Raw genomic sequence first — 419 nt, 5'->3', positions numbered from 1 at the left:
CCAATAATCCGATCTCGACGTACGGCCACCGAGATTGTAGTAATGCATCCAAAAGGATTTAATTGCTCTTTTTAACGCCATTTTCTCCCCCTTCAGAACTCAACTAACCAGTCAGCAACTGCAATCACCCAGATAATGATGACGATTAGTACGAACGGGAATAATAATATTGGCAGGATGAAATTAAAATCCATCCCATAAATATAGCGAGATGAACAACTCAGCCCGGCAAATATTAAAAACGTCCAAAGCGTATTGAAACATGAACGTTTGACCATAATCATTCTCCTAACCCAAAAACAACAGACTCAATATGTTTAAAATGTATCACTTTAGTTTTTTGACAACACACCGCTTTTTTGGGGTTACCTTCCAAAATAATGGTGTATTAACATAAAAAGCGGTGACACTAGTCGTAG

At 37.9% G+C, this 419-nt stretch carries 1 protein-coding gene; it reads right to left on the bottom strand.

Features of this window, described 5'->3' with window-relative positions:
* Nucleotides 1–92: 92 nt before the first annotated feature.
* The gene (locus KH400_RS21470) at nt 93–278 is read right to left on the bottom strand and encodes a hypothetical protein (protein WP_217228107.1); all 186 of its coding nucleotides are present in this window, start codon (nt 276–278) and stop codon (nt 93–95) included.
* Nucleotides 279–419 lie beyond the last annotated feature (141 nt).

This window comes from Desertibacillus haloalkaliphilus, assembly GCF_019039105.1.
In the GTDB taxonomy this organism is placed as follows: domain Bacteria; phylum Bacillota; class Bacilli; order Bacillales; family KJ1-10-99; genus Desertibacillus; species Desertibacillus haloalkaliphilus.
This window is presented reverse-complemented; position numbering and strand designations above follow the sequence as displayed.

Coding starts and splice junctions, on each gene's coding strand:
- KH400_RS21470 (WP_217228107.1), bottom strand. CDS start 278: ATGGTCAAACGTTCATGTTTCAATACGCTTTGGACGTTTTTAATATTT.